Source organism: Microbacterium sp. (assembly GCF_035556355.1).
GTDB lineage: Bacteria > Actinomycetota > Actinomycetes > Actinomycetales > Microbacteriaceae > Microbacterium.
The window spans coordinates 15084-34297 of record NZ_DATMFG010000042.1 but is presented as its reverse complement, the minus strand read 5'-3'; the positions used below and the strand labels follow the sequence as shown (position 1 = coordinate 34297).

Sequence of the window (19214 nt, the reverse complement as noted above, 5' to 3'; positions counted from 1 at the left end):
CTACTTCTCCGACATCTCCATGCGCAAGCTCGTCCACACCCTCCACGACCACACCGAGCAGCCCCGCCCCGAGCTCCTGCTCACCGCCTGACCCACCCATCAGGAACAACCGCAGTTACACCACCAGACGAGACTTGACCGCCGGAACCCAGCCGTCCGGTATCGGCTGGGTCGGCTTGAGGCTACGCCCCTCCGCTGTGGCGCGACATGACCCCACTTTGACCATCTGGTCCAGGGCGCACGGTCGTATGCCGATGCCGCGGCGTGAAACCGCCGGGCCGAACTGTCCCGAACGGGCTGGTCAGCGCCGCCTGAGGCCGATCGCGCCCGGCGCTTTCACGCCGCGCCTCCCACCTCGGTCCCGGCTGGGCCGTCCCCGCCGGCCGCAGCCGCTCCGCCCTCACGCCGCGCCGCCGGCCCTGCCGCCGCCCTCCAACACGGCTCCCGTGCCGAACTCCGGAGAAACTCGCGCCTTCCGAACTGGAAGCCCCAGTTCGACCGCCCGTACGCCCGCATCTCCGGAGTTGCGCGCACGGCACGGCAGCGCAGCGGCACGGCAGCGCAGCGGTACGGCAGCGGCAGCACTGCGTCGACAACAGAGCGGGGGCGGATGCCGCAGCATCCGCCCCCGCTCTCCTCAGTCAGCTCAGCCGGCCGACGCCGCGATGTCAGGCGTCGCCGCGATCTCGCCGCGGGCACCGGCGCCGACGGCGACCTTCTCGCCGCGCGGGCCGCTCTCGAAGACGAACTCGCCGTCCTGCACGTCGACCTTCACGTGGTCGCCCGGGTTGAGCTCGCCGTGGAGGATCTTCTCAGACAGACGGTCCTCGACCTCGCGCTGCATCGCACGACGCAGCGGCCGGGCGCCGAGGGCGGGGTCGAACCCGATCTCGATGAGCTTCTCCTTCGCGGGCATCGACAGCTCGAGCGTCATGTCGCGGTCGAGCAGGCGCTCGCCGAGGCGCTTCGTGAAGAGGTCCACGATCTGGATGAGCTCGGGCTTGGTCAGCTGCGGGAAGACGATGATGTCGTCGACGCGGTTGAGGAACTCGGGCTTGAAGTGGCGCTTGAGCTCCTCGTTGACCTTGCCCTTCATGCGGTCGTAGCTCGTGGAGTTGTCACCCTCCACCTGGAACCCGACCGGGCCGCCCGCGATGTCGCGTGCACCCAGGTTGGTGGTCATTATGATCACGGTGTTCTTGAAGTCGACCACGCGCCCCTGACCGTCGGTCAGACGCCCCTCTTCGAGGATCTGCAGGAGCGAGTTGAAGATGTCGGGGTGGGCCTTCTCGATCTCGTCGAACAGCACGACCGAGAACGGCTTGCGGCGGACCTTCTCGGTCAGCTGACCGCCCTCTTCGAAGCCGACGAACCCGGGAGGGGCGCCGAACAGACGCGACACGGTGTGCTTCTCACCGAACTCCGACATGTCGAGCGAGATGAGTGCGGCCTCGTCGTCGAAGAGGAACTCCGCGAGCGCCTTGGCGAGCTCGGTCTTTCCGACACCCGTGGGGCCGGCGAAGATGAACGAGCCCGAGGGGCGCTTCGGGTCCTTCAGACCCGCACGCTGGCGGCGGATCGTCTTCGACAGGGCGGCGATCGCTTCGTCCTGGCCGATGACGCGCTGGTGCAGCGCCTTCTCCATGAACACGAGGCGCGAGCTCTCCTCCTCGGTGAGCTTGAACACCGGGATGCCGGTCGCCTGGGCGAGCACCTCCGCGATCAGCCCCTCGTCGACGACGGCGTGCGACGTGACGTCACCCGAGCGCCACTGCTTCTCGAGGCGCAGGCGCTCGGCGAGCAGCGACTTCTCCTCGTCGCGGAGCGCGGCTGCCTTCTCGAAGTCCTGCTCCTCGGAGGCCTGCTCCTTCTGCTCGCGCACCTTCGCGATGCGCTCGTCGAACTCCCGCAGCTCGGGCGGGCTCGACAGGATCGACAGGCGCAGACGCGCGCCGGCCTCATCGATCAGGTCGATCGCCTTGTCGGGCAGGAACCGGTCGGAGATGTAGCGGTCGGCGAGGTTCGCCGCCGCGACGATCGCACCGTCGGTGATCTGCACCTTGTGGTGCGCCTCGTAGCGGTCGCGCAGGCCCTTCAGGATGTTGATCGCGTGCGGGAGCGACGGCTCCGCGACCTGGATCGGCTGGAAGCGGCGCTCGAGAGCGGCGTCCTTCTCGAAGTGCTTGCGGTACTCGTCGAGCGTCGTGGCGCCGATCGTCTGCAGCTCGCCGCGTGCGAGCAGCGGCTTGAGGATCGAGGCGGCGTCGATCGCGCCCTCGGCGGCGCCCGCACCCACGAGGGTGTGGATCTCGTCGATGAAGACGATGATGTCGCCGCGCGTGCGGATCTCCTTCGTGACCTTCTTCAGGCGTTCCTCGAAGTCACCGCGGTAGCGGGACCCGGCGATGAGCGAGCCGAGGTCGAGGGAGTACAGCTGCTTGTCCTTCAGCGTCTCGGGCACATCGCCCTTGACGATCGCCTGGGCGAGGCCCTCGACGACGGCGGTCTTGCCGACGCCGGGCTCACCGATGAGGACGGGGTTGTTCTTCGACCGGCGCGACAGGATCTGCATGACGCGCTCGATCTCCTTCTCGCGCCCGATGACCGGGTCGAGCTTGTTCTCGCGTGCGGCCTGCGTGAGGTTGCGGCCGAACTGGTCGAGCACCTGCGAGCCTCCCTGGGCTTGCGAGGGGTTGTCGTGGGCAGCGCCCGAGACGGCCGCGGGCTCCTTGCCCTGGTAGCCGCTGAGCAGCTGGATGACCTGCTGGCGCACCTTGTTCAGGTCTGCGCCGAGCTTGACGAGCACCTGGGCCGCGACGCCCTCACCCTCGCGGATGAGGCCGAGCAGGATGTGCTCCGTGCCGATGTAGTTGTGGCCGAGCTGGAGCGCCTCGCGCAGTGAGAGCTCGAGCACCTTCTTGGCGCGCGGGGTGAACGGGATGTGACCGGTCGGCTGCTGCTGACCCTGCCCGATGATGTCCTGCACCTGCTCGCGCACGGCGTCGAGCGAGATGCCGAGGGACTCGAGCGCCTTCGCGGCGACGCCTTCGCCCTCGTGGATGAGACCGAGCAGGATGTGCTCCGTGCCGATGTAATTGTGGTTGAGCATCTTCGCCTCTTCCTGGGCGAGCACAACCACGCGACGGGCACGATCCGTGAATCTCTCGAACATCGTCTTTCCTCCGAGGGCGCAGGGGTCGGTCGACTCCTCTGGCCTTGTATTCGAGGGTAGCCAGAGCACGGATGCCGCACGCCGCTGTTCGCCGTGGGCATAGCGCGGCCCTCCTGCCCCGAGTCGGAGGTAGGAGATGGTTCGGATGCGGGAGCGGATGCCGGGAACCCGTCCTTCCCTCGCACCATCTCCTACGCCGGTGACGGCGCGGGAGCTGCGGCGGCATACGCGGTGGAGGGTTGACACGAGGCATCCGTCGATTTATCGTTTTTCGATACCAACGATTATCGATATGGAGTGCGCATGTTCGGGTGGCAGTTCCTCGCGCTGTGGGTCGGGCTCCCGGTCCTCGTCGCGACCATCGTGGTGATCGTCATGGTGCGCAGTCGTCGCGGGTCTGCGACGGGGTCGCTCTCGAAGGTCGAGGAGTGGGTCGTCGCACTGGTCGGGACGGGCGCGCTGCTCATCACAGCCGGGACGGTCTACCTGCTCATCGCGAGCGCGGTGCACGTGTTCTCGGCCGATCCATCCCTCGTCACGGGGTTCGTGCTGGGGAACTCGCCCGCACCCGAGTTCATCGAGAGGTCGGAGGCGATCGCCGGCGGCGGCTACGAGACCGCATGGCTCGAGCTCATCGGTCTGCCGACCGCGACCCGCTGGCTGCTCTACCTCGAAGGCGCACTCCCCGCGCTCGCGACGCTCGCGATCAGCATCGCCGTCGCGTGGCTCGCGATCGTGCTCCTGCGCGGACGCCCGTTCGTGAGGTCGCTGCCCAGCGTCGTGGGGATAGCAGCGATCGCAGTCCTCGTCGGCGGACTCGGATCGCAGGTGTTCGCGAGCTTCGCGCGCAGCTCCGTGGTCGAGTACCTCGGGGTCGGCACGATCACCGCCGGCGACAGCGGCGACGGGCCGTACGAGGGGCTGCTGGCCGGAGCCCTCGCGCTGGACCTCGCGCCGGTGGGGTGGGCGCTCGGTCTCGCGCTGGTCGCGGCGGCGTTCCAGATCGGTACGCGGATGCAGCGTGAGACGGAGCTCCTCGTATGACCCCCGCCGACGACGAGGGCCCCTCCGGGATCCACTGCCGCCTCGACGAGCTGCTCGAAGAGCGCGGCATGACCCTCACGCGCCTCTCCGAGCTCGTGGGGGTCTCGGTGGTGAACCTCTCGATCCTCAAGAACGACCGTGCGCGGGCCATTCGCTACTCGACGCTCTCGGCGATCTGCCGCGCACTCGACTGCGAGGTGGGCGACCTGCTCGTGCGGGCCGACTGAGTGCGCGGCATCCGGTGACCCGGACGAGGGCGTCTCACGGTCTGAGGGCGATCTGCCCGCGAACGCCCTCGTTTGACGGGATCACCTCGTCTGGAGAACGGCGACAGCGCAGCGTCAGTCGAGGAAGATGTCCGGGAACAGCGCCTCATCGGGCGTGCCGGGAACGGCGGCGTAGCGAGAGAAGTCCGTCACGCCGGCGGCGCTCAGCACGTCCTCGACGATGAGGGTCTGTCCCGTGTACTCGCGTGAGGGCTTCGTGAGCACCTCGTACGCGGCATCCGCGTAGATCTCGGGCGTGCGGCTGACCTTCATCATGCGGTCGCCGCCGAGCGCGAACTGGACCGCGGCGGTCGCGATCGTCGTGCGCGGCCACAGGGTGTTCGCCGCGATGCCGTCGGCGGCGAACTCGGCTGCGAACCCGAGGGTCGCCATCGTCATGCCGTACTTCGCGAGCGTGTAGCCCGTGTGGGCGCCGAGCCACTTCGGCGAGAGGTTCAGCGGCGGCGACAGCGACAGGATGTGCGGGTTCTCCGCCTCCTTGAGCATCGGGATCGCGGCGCGCGAGAGCATGAAGGTTCCACGGACGTTGACGTCCTGCATGAGGTCGTATTTCTTCGTCGACAGGTCGAGCGAGCCCGACAGGTCGATCACGGATGCGTTGTTGACGACGATGTCGATGCCGCCGAACTCGCCCTGCGTCTGCAGCACCGCTTCGGTCACGTCGTCGTCGTTGCGCACGTCGCCGACGATCGGCAGCGCATCGCCGCCGGCTTCGCGGATCGCTTCGGCGGCGGTGTGCACGGTGCCCTCGAGCTTCGGGTGCGGTGTGTCGGTCTTCGCGAGGATCGCGATGTTGGCGCCGTCGCGGGCGGCGCGCAGCGCGATCGCGAGGCCGATCCCGCGGCTGCCGCCCGACATGAGGATCGTCTTGCCGGCGAGCGGAGCGCCGGTCGGGGTCGTGTCGGTCATGCCTTCTCCTGGGACTCGGGTGCGGACGGGCGGCGCGTACCGGCGGCGAACGCCGCGATGCGGGCCTGCGCGTCGGTGGTGTCGAACATCGCGCCGATCGTGCGCGCCTCCTCGGAGAGGTGATCCGCGAAGGAGCGCGACGGCTGCGAGCGGATGAGCCGCTTCGCCTCGCCGTACGCGCGGTAGGCGCCGGCGAGCCAGAACCGCGCGACCTCTTCGGCGCGAGCCTTGACGCGTGCGGCGATCTCTCCGGGGTCTTCGGCCGAGACGACTTCGGCCACGAGGCCCCATTCGAGCGCCTCGGTCGCGCTCAGCAGACGCGCCTGCAGCACGAGCTGCAGCGCCCGGCGCTCGCCCACGGCTCGCGCGAGCTGCGCCGACACCGAGAGGTCGGGGGTGAGGCCGATGTTCGCGTAGAGGCTTCCGATGCGGGAGTCGGCGCCCACGACCGCGTAGTCGCTCGTCATGAGGATGCCGAGGCCGCCGCCCGCTGTGGTGCCGTGCGCCGCCGCGACGACCGGCACCGACGACTCGGTGAGAGCGCGGATGCCGCGGTTGATCACCTCGGCGAGACGGCTGATGTCCGCCCCGCCCGCGACACCCCCGGCTGCCATCGCCTGCACGTCGCCCCCGGCGCAGAACGAGCCGCCCGCACCTTCGAGCATGATCGCGCCGACGTCGTCGCGCGACGTCGCCTCGGTGGTGACCTCGGCCCACGCGTGCGCGAGGTCGGGGTCGAACGCGTTGAGCCGCTCGGGGCGGTTGAGCGTGATGCGCGCGAGCCCGTCGTCGACGCGCAGCAGAACCGGATCGGACGGGCCGGATGCGGCGGCTGAACCCGCGGTGTCCATGTGCTCTCCTTCGAACTCGACTCCGGCGCCGCCTCGGCGCGACATCGCATCCCACCCTACGCGGAACTCGGTGCCACGCTCGCCGGTGGTCCTCCCCCTCGCGCCCGGAGGCCTCTCGCACCAGACTGAACCCCATGGACCTCCGACTCAAGCGCATCTACGACGAAGCGTCGCCCGACGACGGCTTCCGGGTGCTCGTCGATCGGCTGTGGCCGCGCGGTGTCTCGAAGCAGCGTGCCGCCGTCGACCTGTGGGCGAAGGACGTCGCGCCGTCGACGGAGTTGCGCAAGCGGTACCACCACGAGGGCATGACGTGGGACGCGTTCGTGGACGCCTACCGCGCCGAGCTGGCGGGGCCCACCGCCGAGGCGCTCGCCCGGCTGCGCGGCGAGGTGGCGCAGCATCCGGTCACGACCCTGCTCTACAGCGTGAACGACCCCGAGCGGAACCACGCCATGCTGCTGCGTGAGCTGCTCGAGCACGCCCCGCCCTCAGCCCCGCCCGGGTCAGGACATCCGGCGGAGACAGGACGATAGGCGCGAAGACCTCCTGTGTGCGCCTGATGTCCTGATCCGGGTGAAGGACGCGCGGCAGGCGTCCGATCCGGGTGAAGGACGCGCCCGGTGGGCGACGATGGACCCATGTCGATCCCGGATGACTCGCTCTCGGTGCCCGAGAAGGTGACCGAGCTCGCGCGCGGCGCCGCGGTCGTGCCGGTGTGGATCAACGACTACGGCGGGCTGGCGTTCCGCACGGACGACGGCCGCTTCATCAAGCTCGGGCCGCTCAACGCCGAGACATCGTTCGCCGGCGAGGCGGAGCGCCTCGCGTGGGCGGTCTCCTTCACGCCCGTGCCGCGCGTGCTCGAACTGGGCGGAGACGACGAGAACGAGTGGCTCGTGACGGAGGCGATGCCTGGCTTGTCGGCGGTCGATCCGCGCTGGATCGCGGAGCCCGAGACGGCCGTGCGGGCGGTCGGCGAAGGGCTGCGCGCTCTGCACGACGCGCTGCCGGTCGAGGAGTGCCCGTTCGATTGGGGAGTAGCCTCGCGCATCGAGAACACGGCGGGGCGCTGCATCCGTGTTCCCGACGAGCTTCGCGAGGCGCCGCCCGTCGACCGCTTGGTCGTGTGCCACGGCGATGCGTGCTGCCCCAACACGCTCATCGGCGACGACGGGCGATGGACGGCGCACGTCGACCTCGGCGCGCTCGGCGTCGCGGACCGCTGGGCAGACATCGCAGTGGCGGCGATGAGCACCGGGTGGAACTATGGGCCCGGGTGGGAGGAGACGCTCCTCGCCGCGTACGGCATAGCGCCGGATCGCGAGCGCCTCCGCTATTACAAGGAGCTCTGGAACGCGACATGACGACCTCTGGGCCACGCGGGACGGTCACCGCGATCGACGGCAAGCCGAACCTCGTTCTCACGCGCACGTTCGCCGCGCCGATCGCGCAGGTGTGGGCGATGTGCACGGACTCCGGTCGTCTGGAGCGCTGGATCGGTCGCTGGGAGGGCGACCCGACGGCGGGTGCGGTCGACTTCTTCATGACCGCGGAGCGACCTGATGCAGCGCCCTCCCGCACTGTCATCCACGTGTGCGAGCCGCCGCGACGCCTCATCGTCGAGACCTCGGGCGACACGGGCGGGTGGTATCTGTGGCTCGAACTCGACGATTCGGGCGAGGGCGAGCCCGGTACCACGCTCATGTTCGGGCAGCGGCTCGCGCCGGAGGACGACATCAGCACGATCGGCCCCGGGTGGGAGTACTACCTCGACCGACTCGTCGCCGCGTTCGAGAAGCGCGACGTCGCGGCGATCGCGTTCGAGGACTACTTCCCCGCGCTTCAGCCGTATTACGAGAAGCTCGTCGCGGCGGGCTGACCTGCGGCGCGCGGGCACCGCCCCCGGCCGTCAGAGCCCGAGGATGAACCGCCACGTGCCGGCGGCGATTGCGGCGATGACGGATGCCACGGCGATCCCGATCGCGATCGCGACGATCCCCGCGTCGCGCCACCGCAGGCGCGAGGGCCGCGCCCACGTGCGGGGTCCGCGCCCACCGAAGCCGCGCGCCTCCATCGCGGTCGCGAGCTTCGTGCCGCGCCGGATCGCGAGGACGAGCAGCGCGAACGACTGACCCGCCAGGCGCCGGAGGCGTCCGGCATCCGCGACCCCTCTCGCCCGTCGCGCGAGCGAGAGCTCCCGCCAGTCCTCGATGAGCAGCCCCACGAGCCGCAGCCCCGCGAGCGCGCCGATGACGAAGCGCGCCGGGAGCTTCAGGATCTGCGCGAGCCCGTCGGCGAGGTCGGTCGGGTCGGTCGTCGCGAACAGGACGACGCTCGGCACCGCGATCGCGAGCACACGGAGGAAGATCGAGAAGGCGAGGTCGATCGACCCGTCGCTGATGCGCAGGATCCCCCACTCGAAGTGCATCGTCCCCGACGGCCGTCCGTAGAGGACGGTCGCGATCGTGGCGATGCCCGCCCCGACGACGATCGGCCACAGCCGCAGCCACAGCTGTCGCGCGGTGAGGCCCGCGAACGGCAGCAGGACGAGGGTCGCCGCGAGCGTGACGCCGGCCGAGACCGGGTCGATCGACATGAGGAGGGTCACCGACATGATGAGCGCGGCGGCGAGCTTCGCGACCGGGTTCACGTTCGCGAGCCTCGAGTGGCGCAGGTCGGCCGCGATCAGGCTCACGGCGCCACCTCCCTCCCGCGGCGGTTCGGGGCGGATTTCCGGCTTCGGGGCGCATTTCGCACGCCCCGAAGCCGGAAAGTCGCCCCGAACCCGGCGACCACGACACTCACGGCGCCACCTCCGCCCCGAGGGCGAGCTCGACGTCGGCGAGCGCGTCGACGAGCGCGCGGTCGTGCGACACGAACACGACGGCGGTGCCCTCGGCGCGCACTTCGTCGATGAGCGCGGCGAGCTCACGCCACGTGCGTGCGTCCTGCCCGTACGTCGGCTCGTCGAGCACGAGCACGCGGGGCCTGGTCGCGAGCGCGGCGGCGACCGTGAGGCGGCGCTTCTCACCGCCCGACAGCGTGAAGGGGTTGACCGCCGCGAGGCGCGTCAGCCGCAGGCGTTCGAGCAGGGGCTCCACGCGGGCGGCGGTCTCGGCCTCGCTGAGCCCCAGCGCGCGGGGCCCCACCTCGAGCTCGTCGCGCACGCGGGTCGTGAGCAGCTGGTGCTCCGGGTCCTGGAACACGGTCCCGATTCGCGTGAGCAGCTCACGCGAGCGCCACGCGTGCGGCCCCGCGCCGCGCGCGCCGGCGCGCAGCGCATCGGTCGCGCGCACTTCGCCGTCGATCGGCGGCAGGAGGCCCGCGAGCGTCGCCGCGAGCGTGGACTTGCCTGCTCCGTTGGGTCCTGTGATCGCGAGGGCGCGTCCGGCATCGACCGAGAGCGAGATGCCGGATGCCGCGATCCGCGCCTCCTTCGCGCCGAACGGCCTGCGGCCGACCGCCAGCCCGTCCGCCGTGAGCAGCGTCTCGCCGGGAGCCGCCGCGAGCGGTCGCCGCGCGAACGCCGGCGGCACTCCGGGCACCCAGACCCCGGCATCCGTCAGCTCTCGCTCGTGCGACCGGAAGACCTGCGCCGGCGTCCCGTCGGCGAGCACCGCCGGGCCGCTCCCGGGTTCGGCGAGCACCACCACGCGGTCGACGTGCTCGGCCCACAGCTCCACGCGGTGCTCGACGACGACGAGTGTGGCGCCCGTGCGCTCCGCGACCGCGAGCACCGCATCGCGCACCTCGACGGTGCCTTCGGGGTCGAGATTCGCCGTCGGCTCGTCGAGGAGCACGAGGCCGGGCCGCATCGCGAGCACACCGGCGAGCGCGAGGCGCTGCTTCTGCCCGCCCGAGAGCTGCGACGTCGAGCGACCCCGCCCGACGTCGAGCCCGACGGCATCGAGCGCGTCATCGACGCGATGCCAGATCTCATCCGGCGGGACGCCGAGGTTCTCGCATCCGAACGCGACATCGTCGCCCACTCGCGCGAGGATGACCTGCGCATCGGGGTCCTGCAGCACGAGCCCGGCCCGGCCGCGCGCGTGCGCCGGCGGCACTCCGTCGACCGTGAGCTCACCCGCCACCTCGCCGTCCTCGGCGTCGCCGAGAACGCCCGCCAGTCCCCGCAGGAGCGTGCTCTTGCCCGAGCCGCTCGCGCCGAGCAGCAGCACCCGCTCTCCGGGGGCGATGTCGAGGTCGAGATCGGCGACGGCCCAGCGCCGCCGTCCGGCGTGGCGCCAGCCCCAGCCGCGAGCGACGACGTGGGCGCCGGTCACGCAGCGTCGGAGGGCTCTGCCTCGCGCGCCCTCGCCTCCCGGCCGGCGGCGAAGCGATCGAGCGCTCCAGTCGCAGCAAGCGCCTTCGCGATGACCCACGACAGCAGGCCCGCGATGACGATGCCCGAGACGACCGCCGACACGAAGTACACGGCCCGGGCCTCGAACGACAGCGCCGCGATCGATGTGAACGTCGTGTCGAGAAGGCCCACGGCGATGCCGGCGAGCGCGCCCGACGTGAGCGCCCCGAGCAGCCGCCAGTTGGCGTACAGCAGGATCGCGAACCCGAGCTCGGCCGCCGCGCCCTGCACGAGGCCCCACACGAACGTGAGGAAGGCCCATTGCGTGCCGAGCGCCATCGAGACGACGGCGGCGACGACCTCCGTATAGAGCGCCGCACCCGGCTTGCGGATGATGAGGCCGCCCAGCACCCCGGCGAACAGCCAGCCGCCGGCGAGTAGACCCGACAGCCCCGGCGTGAACGAGAGCACGCTGTCGAGGCCGGGCCACGCGAGGCCCCACAGCCAGAACAGCACTCCTGCTGCGACGCCGATGACGCTGGCGACGACGATGTCGACGACGCGCCACCGGAAACGGTGGGCGACGTGCGACGCGGACGTTGACGTAGACGTGTGCATCGTTACTCCTCCCTGCGCTGGCATGACCCAGATCAGGTTCGACGGTCGAAGCGTTTTCGCTTCCTCTCAGCCCGGCACACCGGACTCCCGTGGTTGACGCGACGAGTATAGCCCGCTTAGCGGGTACCTTAATCGGGTGACCCTCGCCGACAACCCTCCCCCCTCGCGCCGCGCCCTGCGCGCCGCCCGCATGGAGGCGTCCGGCTCGGCGAAGGGTCCGGAGGGTCCCGACAAGGCGCCGAAAGAGCCGGTCGTCGACGGCGCTCCGGCCGGTTCCGGCGAGGGTCTGATCGACAGCGTTCCGGATGCCGCGACCCCCGCGCACCCGGCATCCGACGCCGATCGCGCCGCAGCGACGCCACCCGCCCCGTCGGCTCCCGTCTCCGCGCCGGCGACGCGCGACGAGCCCTTCGTCGCGCCACCGAGGTCGGCGCCGCCGGTCGGGGCATCCGCGGAGTCCGTCTTCGGCGCCCCGTCACCGGTCGGCACCGATTCGGGCCCGCTGGGGCTGGAGGAGCTGTTCGGGCTCGACGACGCCGAGGAGCGCCCGAAGGCCGCGGCCGCGCCCCGCCCCCACTACTCGCGCACGAGCGCGCCTGAGCCCGTCTTCGCGTTCACCGCGTCGGCGGCGCCCGTCTCGCCCACCGCACCGGTCGAGTCCATCCCCTCTGCCGAGCCGACCCTCACGATGCCGCCCGCGGCCGAGCCGGAGCCCGCCGCGGTCAGGGCGACACAGACTCCTCCGGCGGAGCACGACGAGGAGCCGGCCGACCGCAAGCGCATCGCGCTCGCGTGGGTGGACGAGACGACCGTCGCCCTCGGCGGACGCGTCGGCCCCGACCTCGCGACGGCGACCAGCCCGTACGTGCCGGTCGAGAACGACCTGCTCGCGAACCCGCCGCGCCGATCGCCGTTCCGCCCCGGCGTGCTCGTGCCCGCGGGCGTGACCGCCGCGGTCCTCGGCGCGTACGCCGCGACGACGCTCCTGTGGCCGCTGCACGCGGTCGCGCCGACGGTCGAGAGCATCCAGGTCGACTCCGCGCCCGCGGCGGCCACCGCGATGCCGTGGCCGGCGGTCGGCAGCGCCGCGGTCTCGGTGCGCGGCGTCGGATCGGCGGCATCGAGCGCGGATGCCGTGCCCATGGCGAGCATCACGAAGGTGGTCACGGCGCTCGTCGTGCTCGAGGAGATGCCTCTCGCCCCCGGCGAGCAGGGCCCGGAGTTCCGGTTCGGATGGGGCGACCGCAATCAGTACTGGAACTACCGCTGGAACGGCGAGTCCGCGCTGGACGTGCCCGTGGGCGGCACGCTCACCCAGTACCAGCTCCTCGAGGGCATGCTCATCGGCTCCGCCAACAACTACGCCGACCGTCTTGCGGGCAACCTGTGGCCGTCGGACGCGGTGTTCGCGAACGCGGCGATGAGGTGGCTCACGGCACACGGCGTCGAGGGCATCACGGTCGTCGAGCCGACGGGCATGGACCCGGGCAACACCGCGACGCCGGAGTCGCTGCTCGTCCTCGCCGACAAAGCCCTCGCGAACCCCGTGATCGCCGAGATCGTCGCGAAGCCTTCGGTCGAGCTGCCCGGCGCGGGCCTGGTCGAGAACACGAACGGGCTTCTCGCGGATCCGGGAGTCATCGGGATCAAGACCGGCACGCTCGACACCTGGAACCTCCTGTCGGCGAAGAACCTCACGATCGGCGACACGACCGTGCGCGTCACGGCGTCGGTGCTGGGTCAGCCCGACGACGCGACGCGGCTCGAAGCGTCCCGCGCGCTCTACGCGCAGCTCGAGCAGGAGCTCCAACCGCGTCCGTCCGTGAACGCCGGCACCACCGCGGGGATCGTCCAGACCAAGTGGGGCGAGCAGGTCGACATCGTCACGACGGCCGACGCGGGCGTCATCCTGTGGAACGGCGGCGTCGCATCCGTGAGCTCGACGTTCTCGCTCGGCGACTCCCGGGAGAAGGGCGACACGGTCGGCACCCTCTCGGTCGAGGGACCGCTCAACTCGACCGAGGTCGAGCTCGAGCTCGCCGAGGAGATCGAGGGGCCGAGCGCGTGGTGGCGCCTCACGCATCCGCTGGAGCTGTTCGGGCTCAGCGGCTGAGCGCTTCGTCTCGCCCGCGGCTCGCTCAGCGACCGGGGTGCGAGCGCGCGGCTCGCTCAGCGACCGGGAGTGCCGATCAGAACGGCCACACGAGCGGCACGTAGAGCACCGCGAATGCGAGGAACACGATCGCGAGCGGCAGGCCCAGCCGCCAGTAGTCGCCGAACCGGTAACCGCCGGGTTGCATGACCATGAGGTTGACCGGCGTCGCGATGGGGGTCAGGAATGCGGCCGCACCCGCCACCGTGAGCGCCATCATGAACGGCTGCACGCTCACGTCCGTCGTCTGGGCGATCGACACCGCGATCGGCGCGACGACGAGCACGGTCGCGACGTTCGAGATGAACTGTCCGAGGATGATCGTCACGACGCAGAGCACGAGGAGCGCGAGGATCGGCGATGCGCCGCCGGTCATCGTGAGCACGGCGTCGGCGATGACCCCCGCCGCACCGGTGGAGACGAAGGCGTTCGACAGCGGGATCATGCCCGCGATGAGCACGATCGTCGTCCACGACACCGCGCGATAGACCTGCGGCACCGAGAGCACGCGCGTCAGCACGAGGGCACCCACCGCGAGCAGCCCCGCGACCGCGGGCGGCACGAGACCCGTCGCGAGCAGTGCGACCATGAGCGCGAGGATCACGAGCGCGCGCTTCGCGCCCTGGCCGAGCGGCACCGCGCGCTGCAGGGTCTGCGGAGGGGTCACGGCGATGATGTCGGGCGAGCGCGCGTAGCGCTCGAGCGCCGCCCACGGCCCCTGCACGAGCACGGCGTCTCCGGCCTCGAGCGTCGTGGTGCGGTTGGGGTCGGATGCGGCATCCGGCGCCTTTCCGCCGCGCCTCACCGCGAGGATCACGAGGTCCTCTTCGCGCGTGGTCATGCCGGGGTAGATCTCACGGCCGATGAGCGACGACCGCGGCGCGATGAGCACCTCGATCACGCCCTCCTGGGCACTGAACAGTGCGTGCGTGTCGAGGTCGACGGCGTAGCTCTCGCGGAGCAGGCGCGCCTTCGCACCTGCGTCGGTGACGCCGCTCAGGTGTTCGGGATCGCGCTCCGGCAGCAGTCGATGCCCGCCGAGCGCCACGATGGCGATCGTGCACACGAGCACCGGGAGCCCGGCCAGCGCGAACTCGAAGAACCCGAACGGGCGGCCCCCGGCCTGAGCGGCGAGGTCGGACACGATGATGTTGACCGGCGTTCCGGTCAGGGTCAGGAGGGATCCCGCGCTCGCCATGAACGCGAGCGGGATCAGCAGGCGAGACGGCACGATGCCCGCGCGCAGCGCGACGACCACCACCACGGGGATAAGAGCAGCCACGGCTCCGTTGATGCTGATGAACGCGGTCAGCAGCGCGACGATCGCACCGATCACGGCCGTGAGCCGACGACGATCGGTGCCCGCGCGACCGACGACGCGCTGTGCGATCCACACGGTGACGCCCGTCGCGTCGAGCGCTTCGCTCACGACGAACAGCGTCGCGATGAAGACGACCATCGGGTCGCCGAACCCCGCGAGCGCCTCGGGCAGCGTGAGGACGCCGGTCGCCCACAAGCCCACCGCGACGCCCACCGCGACGAGCCCGATCGGAATCCTCCCCGACACGAACGCGACGATCGCCACCGCGAGGATGACGAAGACCGCGATGATGGGATCCACCTTCGCGAGCCTAGGGCGGGGTCAGGCGAAGCGCACGGTCTGCTGCAGGCGAGTGCGCACGTCGAAGACCTCGTTGCCGCCGACCTCGCGCGCGCCCGTGATCCCGCGCCGCAGCACCGTCGCGAGCGCGCTGCGTGAGACGACCGCGACCGGCACGCCCTTCACCCTGCCGATCTCGGTGATCGCCTGATCGAGGTCCTCATCGGGGAGCACCACGATCGCGCCGCCGAACCGAACCCGAGCGGCGCGGGCCACCGCGCGCATGCTGCGCACGAGGTCGGCGATCGGCGATCCGCTGACGCCTTCGCCGACGAGCTCACCGCGACGCAGTCGCACGGGTCCGCCGAAGTCCTCCGACAGCACGCCGTACAGTCCGCTCGGGCCGAGGACGATGTGGTCGAGCTTCGCGTCGGGGTCGCGCTCGTCGGCGACGACGTCGTGCCACACGGTATACCCCATGCCGAGGTCTGCCACGATGCGCGCCGTCGCCTCCTCGGCGAGAGCGTCGGCGAGGAGGCGCTTGAGGTGGTGCGGCGCCGACCGCACGAGCGCGGGGTCGTACGGGTCGTCGAGCGTGACCCCGCGGCCCGCCCACTCGCGGATGAGGTCGAGGTAGCGCTCGCGGCGCCAGCCGCCGGGGTGGCCGAACGACCGTGCGCGGGGGCGGGTGTCGCGCGTCTGCGTGCGCTGCGGCGGGCGGAAGCCCGACCACTCGGGTGCGGGCTTGACGCCGAACCCGTGGCCGCGGTCGTAGGCGGCGCGCGCGGCGGGCGTGCCGACGAGCTCCCACGCGCGCTGCACCTGCACGAACACGGCGGCGTCGCCGCCCGTGTCGGGGTGGGTCTGCCTCAGACGCAGGCGGTACGCACGGCGCAGCGACTCCTCGTCGACGGCCGGATCGACCCCGAGCACCTCGTACGCCGACGCCGAGAGCGGACTGTCGAACACCGGTAAAGGCTAACGCGCCCGAGGCCGCCGGGATCGGGACGTGCCTTCGTTCCGCCGCGAGTACGCCGCCGCGCTGCGGCTCGACAATGCGAGCAGCAGGAGGATGTCGAGCCCGAGCGGCAGGAAGGTCGTCGAGATGGTGATCTCCTGCGCATCCGCCCACCACCCGATGAACGCGCTCGTGATCGAGATCGTGCTGATCACCATGACGGTGACGCGAGCCCAGTTCACCCCGTGCAGGATCAGCGCGCCGAGCACCGCGTCGAGGAGCGCGACGATGACCATGACGACCGTGAAGAACACCAGCGAGCCGAGTACGGCGTCCACGCCCGCCGGCAGGCCCGTCACCTGCGCGTCGGGCGGTTCGGTGAGCTCCGACCAGTTGAGGGCGATCTCGCCGAGGATCACGAGGCCCGCGATCACACGGAAGAAGACGAGACACGCACCCGCGACGATCGACTTGGGTCGCGGCATCTCGGGGTCGAACGTGGGGCGCTGCAGCAGCCGCTCCGCCGGCTCGAACGCCGGTCGCTTGCCGGGTTCGGCGACGGGAGTGGCCGTGGGGTCGTAGTGCCGATGCCTCTCGTGCGACGCGTGCGAGGCGCCCCCGCTCACGTCGACGATGGGCAGGTCCCCGTCGGTGTGGATCGTGTCACCGCCGCCGTTGCGCGCGTGATAGCCGGTGGAGAAGTCCTCGATCACGTCGACCCGGATGCTCGGATCCGCCTCGAGCAGGGTCCGCACGATGTGGTCGCGCTCGACGTCGATGTCGTCGTCGATGCGATGCGTGATCTGCAGTGTGAACAGCGACAGGCCGACGGCTGTGTCGAACGTGCCGGCCGCGAGCCAGTCCACGCGGCGTCCGCCGGGCAGGAGCCAGTCGTCGGGGCAGCGCCAGAATCGCACGTGGTGTCGTTTGCCGGGGCTGCCGTCGACCTCCTGCTGGTACGCGAAATCCTGCTGCCGCCCGAACAGGAACAGCGGGCTCACGGGAGCCTCGTCGTAGCTGCGGCGCGTGAGCGTCGAGACCACGATGCGCCACGACGAGCGGAGCGTGACGGGATCGGCCTTCGTCCAGCCCGCGGCCCTCATGGCCCGGTGGATCTGCTCCTCCGTGCCCATGAATGCGAGGTTGACGGGGTCGCCGAGCAGCCCGTCGCTCGTGCGCGTGCGACCGATGAAGTAGTCCGGCACGTAGATCGTCGTGAGGATGCGATGCAGCCGCGGCAGCACGAGGTACGCGAGCAGCGCCCAGAACACGATCCCCGCGAGGATCCCCCACCACCCGAGCGCGAACGTCTCGGTCAGGCTCAGATACGCGAGCCAGATCGCCGCGGCACCGGCGAAGACGAAGAAGAACCAGTCGACCGCGATTCCGCGCGACCACCGCCGAGGCCGCTGCGCGGTCTGCTTCTCGGTCGAGGTCGTCTTGCTCATCGCTCAGACGGGCGGTGCGCCCCACAGGGGAATGGTCGGCTGATACGCGAGGGCGGATGCCGCGGCATCCGGTCGCAGCTCCGCGATCGTCGCCGGCTGCCAGTGCGGATCGCGGTCCTTGTCGATGAGCTGCGCTCGGATGCCCTCGACGAGGTCGGGCTGGGTCGTGGCGAACCACATCACGAGACCGTACTCCTGCGCGAGCGCATCGCGCAGCGACGGGAGCTCGCGCGCCCGGCGCACCGCCGCGAGCGTGACCGCGAGCGCGGTGGGCGAGAGCTCCGCGAGGGTGTCGGCGGTGGCGCGCGCTTCATCTCGCCCGCGCTCGCTCAGCGTCCGGGAGGAGGTCGCGAGGGCGCGAAGGCGCTCGACGATCTCGGCGACGGTGTCGGCTGAGAACGCGTCGTCGATCCACTCCCGCGACGCTTCGAGCGAGGAACGACCCACGACTCCGCCCTTCGACTGGCTCAGGAACCGCTCGAGTCGCTCGACGACGTCGTCTCCGCTCGGCTCCCCGGCATCACCCGGTCGCTGAGCCGCCGCCCCCGGTTGCCGAGCCTGTCGAAGCACGAGCGCCTCCCTCAGCTCCCCCAACCGCTCCGACGGCACGATGACGTCTGCGAACCCGGCGTACACGGCATCCGCTGCGCCCATCGTCGCCCCCGTGAGTCCGAGGTACTCGCCCACCCGTCCCGGGGCACGGCTCAGCAGCCACGTGCCGCCGACGTCGGGCGTGAACCCGATGCGCGTCTCGGGCATGGCGAGCTTCGACCGCTCCGTCACGACGCGCACGCGCGCGTGCCCCGCCAGCCCGATGCCGCCGCCCATCGTGATGCCGTCGGCCAGCGCGATGACGGGCTTCGGATACTCGGCGATGCGGGCGTTGAGCGCATACTCCGAGCGGAAGAACCCTCCCGTCGCCTCGGGGTCGCCGCCGACGATCTGCTCGTGGAGGGTGCGCACGTCGCCGCCGGCGCAGAACCCGCGTTCGCCTTCGCCGTCGAGGAGCACGGCCTGCACGTCGGGGTCGTTCTCCCATGCGTCGAGCGCGGCGGTCAGCTCCCGGATCATCCCGAGATCGAGCGCGTTGATCGCGCGCGGCCGGTTGAGCGTCAACCGCCCGAGCCCGCCCGCGGCCCGCACGAGCACGGGGGAATCGACGGATGCTGCACCCTCGGTCATCACGGGGAAAGGCTACCGGGGTCGGCGGACCGGTTCGGGGATGCTCCCCGACGCTCGGTCACCGGAGGAACCGCTCCACGAGCTCCTCCACGACCGCGTCGACCGACAGACCGGTGTCGATCGGCACCGTGAGGTGATCGAGCATGAGTCCGTCGAGCGCATAGTGGAACAGGGCGATCTCGGTGCGGCCGCCGGGCAGTCCGGCTTGCGCGTTGAAGGCGACGTCGTCCTCGAACGAGCGCTGCCGCCACGCGCCGAGTGTCTGCGCGACCGAAGGGCGGCGAGATGCCTCGAGCCGCAGCTCGAAGAGCGCGAGGGTGACCTGCGGGTCGGCGGTGAGCCGCCGCACGATGTCGCGCACGTAATCGGCGAACAGCGCACGGTCGGGCGTCCGGTCCGCGAGTGGGGCGAGGACGGCTGGATCGGGCGTGAGCCGCTCCGCGATGCGGCCGACGAGCGCCGCGATGAGGTCGTCGCGGGTCGGGAAGTAGTTCGATGCGGTGCCCCGGGGAGCACCCGCTGCCGCATCGACGGCACGGTGCGTGAGCCCTCGGGCCCCCTCTTCGGCGAGCACACGGATACCCGCGTCGGCGAGGGCGGAACGTCGTTCGTCGTTGCGGGCCATGGGGTTCATGTTAGCCAAACCACGACAGTTGTCGTACGATGACTACGACACATGTCGTGATT

Annotated in this window: 17 protein-coding genes and 1 riboswitch; of the genes, 6 read left to right on the top strand and 11 right to left on the bottom strand. The window is 71.0% G+C overall.

Annotation, left to right across the window (positions count from 1 at the left end; genetic code table 11):
* Positions 1 to 646: 646 nt before the first annotated feature.
* Entirely contained in the window at positions 647 to 3172 is a 2526-nt protein-coding gene (locus VNR19_RS11905) for an ATP-dependent Clp protease ATP-binding subunit (protein ID WP_325727016.1), read from the bottom strand.
* A gap of 303 nt (positions 3173 to 3475) precedes the next feature.
* Here VNR19_RS11905 and VNR19_RS11900 point away from each other — a divergent pair, with 303 nt between their 5' ends.
* Together VNR19_RS11900 and VNR19_RS11895 are read left to right on the top strand one after the other, a co-directional pair.
* On the top strand, positions 3476 to 4216 hold the full coding sequence (locus VNR19_RS11900; RefSeq protein WP_325727014.1) for a hypothetical protein: 741 nt from the start codon (positions 3476 to 3478) through the stop codon (positions 4214 to 4216).
* Positions 4213 to 4443 (top strand): helix-turn-helix domain-containing protein, encoded by a 231-nt coding sequence (locus tag VNR19_RS11895; protein WP_325727012.1) that lies wholly within the window; start codon positions 4213 to 4215, stop codon positions 4441 to 4443. The genes VNR19_RS11900 and VNR19_RS11895 overlap by 4 nt, the downstream gene beginning before the upstream one ends.
* A gap of 114 nt (positions 4444 to 4557) precedes the next feature.
* Here the strand turns inward: VNR19_RS11895 and VNR19_RS11890 are convergent, their stop codons facing one another.
* Together VNR19_RS11890 and VNR19_RS11885 are read right to left on the bottom strand one after the other, a co-directional pair.
* Positions 4558 to 5412: an SDR family oxidoreductase gene (locus VNR19_RS11890; protein WP_325727010.1), complete on the bottom strand. Its 855-nt coding sequence runs from the start codon at positions 5410 to 5412 to the stop codon at positions 4558 to 4560.
* Positions 5409 to 6263 carry an enoyl-CoA hydratase/isomerase family protein gene (locus VNR19_RS11885; RefSeq protein WP_325727008.1) on the bottom strand — a complete coding sequence of 285 codons (855 nt, stop codon included), beginning with the start codon at positions 6261 to 6263 and terminating at the stop codon, positions 5409 to 5411. The genes VNR19_RS11890 and VNR19_RS11885 overlap by 4 nt, the downstream gene beginning before the upstream one ends.
* Before the next feature lie 134 nt (positions 6264 to 6397).
* On the opposite strand from VNR19_RS11885, the gene VNR19_RS11880 reads away from it, so the two are divergent.
* From VNR19_RS11880 to VNR19_RS11870, 3 genes are all read left to right on the top strand, one after another.
* Entirely contained in the window at positions 6398 to 6799 is a 402-nt protein-coding gene (locus tag VNR19_RS11880; protein WP_325727006.1) for a DUF488 domain-containing protein, read from the top strand.
* 105 nt (positions 6800 to 6904) lie between these two features.
* On the top strand, positions 6905 to 7630 hold the full coding sequence (locus VNR19_RS11875) for an aminoglycoside 3'-phosphotransferase (protein ID WP_325727004.1): 726 nt from the start codon (positions 6905 to 6907) through the stop codon (positions 7628 to 7630).
* Complete coding sequence (locus VNR19_RS11870) at positions 7627 to 8145, top strand: SRPBCC domain-containing protein (RefSeq protein WP_325727002.1); 519 nt, start codon at positions 7627 to 7629, stop codon at positions 8143 to 8145. Before VNR19_RS11875 ends, VNR19_RS11870 begins: the two co-directional genes overlap by 4 nt.
* A 30-nt stretch (positions 8146 to 8175) precedes the next feature.
* Here VNR19_RS11870 and VNR19_RS11865 read toward each other — a convergent pair whose 3' ends face one another.
* From VNR19_RS11865 to VNR19_RS11855, 3 genes are all read right to left on the bottom strand, one after another.
* A complete protein-coding gene (locus tag VNR19_RS11865) occupies positions 8176 to 8961 on the bottom strand; it encodes an energy-coupling factor transporter transmembrane component T family protein (RefSeq protein ID WP_325727000.1) in 786 nt (261 codons plus the stop codon).
* 106 nt (positions 8962 to 9067) lie between these two features.
* Complete coding sequence (locus VNR19_RS11860; RefSeq protein WP_325726998.1) at positions 9068 to 10549, bottom strand: ABC transporter ATP-binding protein; 1482 nt, start codon at positions 10547 to 10549, stop codon at positions 9068 to 9070.
* Positions 10546 to 11187 carry an ECF transporter S component gene (locus VNR19_RS11855; protein WP_325031910.1) on the bottom strand — a complete coding sequence of 214 codons (642 nt, stop codon included), beginning with the start codon at positions 11185 to 11187 and terminating at the stop codon, positions 10546 to 10548. The genes VNR19_RS11860 and VNR19_RS11855 overlap by 4 nt, the downstream gene beginning before the upstream one ends.
* Positions 11180 to 11288: riboswitch (TPP riboswitch) on the bottom strand. (Overlaps the previous gene by 8 nt.)
* A 35-nt stretch (positions 11289 to 11323) precedes the next feature.
* On the opposite strand from VNR19_RS11855, the gene VNR19_RS11850 reads away from it, so the two are divergent.
* Positions 11324 to 13300 carry a D-alanyl-D-alanine carboxypeptidase family protein gene (locus VNR19_RS11850; RefSeq protein WP_325726996.1) on the top strand — a complete coding sequence of 659 codons (1977 nt, stop codon included), beginning with the start codon at positions 11324 to 11326 and terminating at the stop codon, positions 13298 to 13300.
* A gap of 76 nt (positions 13301 to 13376) precedes the next feature.
* Here the strand turns inward: VNR19_RS11850 and VNR19_RS11845 are convergent, their stop codons facing one another.
* From VNR19_RS11845 to VNR19_RS11825, 5 genes are read right to left on the bottom strand one after another with little or no spacing between them, the layout of a single operon-like run.
* Positions 13377 to 14960: an SLC13 family permease gene (locus VNR19_RS11845; RefSeq protein ID WP_325726994.1), complete on the bottom strand. Its 1584-nt coding sequence runs from the start codon at positions 14958 to 14960 to the stop codon at positions 13377 to 13379.
* Positions 14961 to 14981: 21 nt separating this feature from the next.
* The gene (locus tag VNR19_RS11840) at positions 14982 to 15908 is read right to left on the bottom strand and encodes a DnaJ domain-containing protein (RefSeq protein WP_325726992.1); all 927 of its coding nucleotides are present in this window, start codon (positions 15906 to 15908) and stop codon (positions 14982 to 14984) included.
* Positions 15909 to 15917: 9 nt separating this feature from the next.
* A complete protein-coding gene (locus VNR19_RS11835) occupies positions 15918 to 17345 on the bottom strand; it encodes an LssY C-terminal domain-containing protein (protein ID WP_325726990.1) in 1428 nt (475 codons plus the stop codon).
* A gap of 3 nt (positions 17346 to 17348) precedes the next feature.
* The gene (locus VNR19_RS11830; RefSeq protein WP_325726988.1) at positions 17349 to 18527 is read right to left on the bottom strand and encodes an enoyl-CoA hydratase/isomerase family protein; all 1179 of its coding nucleotides are present in this window, start codon (positions 18525 to 18527) and stop codon (positions 17349 to 17351) included.
* A 58-nt stretch (positions 18528 to 18585) separates the two neighbouring features.
* On the bottom strand, positions 18586 to 19152 hold the full coding sequence (locus VNR19_RS11825; protein WP_325726986.1) for a TetR/AcrR family transcriptional regulator: 567 nt from the start codon (positions 19150 to 19152) through the stop codon (positions 18586 to 18588).
* Between the last annotated feature and the right edge of the window lie 62 nt (positions 19153 to 19214).